This window comes from Priestia sp. SIMBA_032, from assembly GCF_046535215.1.
GTDB lineage: Bacteria > Bacillota > Bacilli > Bacillales > Bacillaceae_H > Priestia > Priestia aryabhattai.
This window is the reverse complement of the sequence record NZ_JAWRXD010000091.1, coordinates 1-551: the sequence shown is the minus strand read 5'-3', so window position 1 is coordinate 551 and position 551 is coordinate 1. Positions and strand designations below refer to the sequence as shown.

1 protein-coding gene is annotated in these 551 nt (G+C 51.9%); it reads right to left on the bottom strand.

Features of this window, described 5'->3' with window-relative positions; genetic code table 11:
• Positions 1–392, bottom strand: a 392-nt coding sequence (locus tag SB717_RS33445) for a phospholipase D-like domain-containing protein (RefSeq protein WP_486360778.1), incomplete at its 3' end; no start/stop codon positions are given.
• Positions 393–551 lie beyond the last annotated feature (159 nt).

The window sequence follows — 551 nt, the reverse complement described above, 5'->3', positions numbered from 1 at the left end:
CCGTCTGTGGTCATAGCAAAAGAGCCCATTACCACCTGATGAGGCGCGCCAGATGCGTCTCGAAGTAGGCCGATGCCCTGTGGTATCACAGAGCTCGCGCGCTTCAACTCGACTTTGGCGTTTAGCCACTGATAGCAGTGCATTGCTAGACTACGTGTCATAAGCCGATTGCGTGCGGCACGATCAGCCTCTTCACCCAGCAGCGCCAGGTTCTCGCTGCCTGCAGGTAGGATTAACTGAACCTTCTTTAGCTTAGCGAGAGACTTGCTCAGCTCAGAAAAAGCGAACACGGAGAGTGCTGGAGAGGCGCAGTCTAACTGGTGGTCCGGCTTCATCTGTTCGTGGAGCAAATCGATTACGCGATCTTGACCGGCGTTCTGAATCAGCTTCATTGCGAGTTCCCTTGCGCAGTGATTCAAGTTTGCCAGTATCTTAAACGTGTTTTGAGGATTGACGCATGCTCAATGTGAATTGCGTCGTCTATATGAACAAGCTTTAGGGCCACTACGCACAGTTACTCAGGCGTCATGAATGCCTACTGGTTCATCATC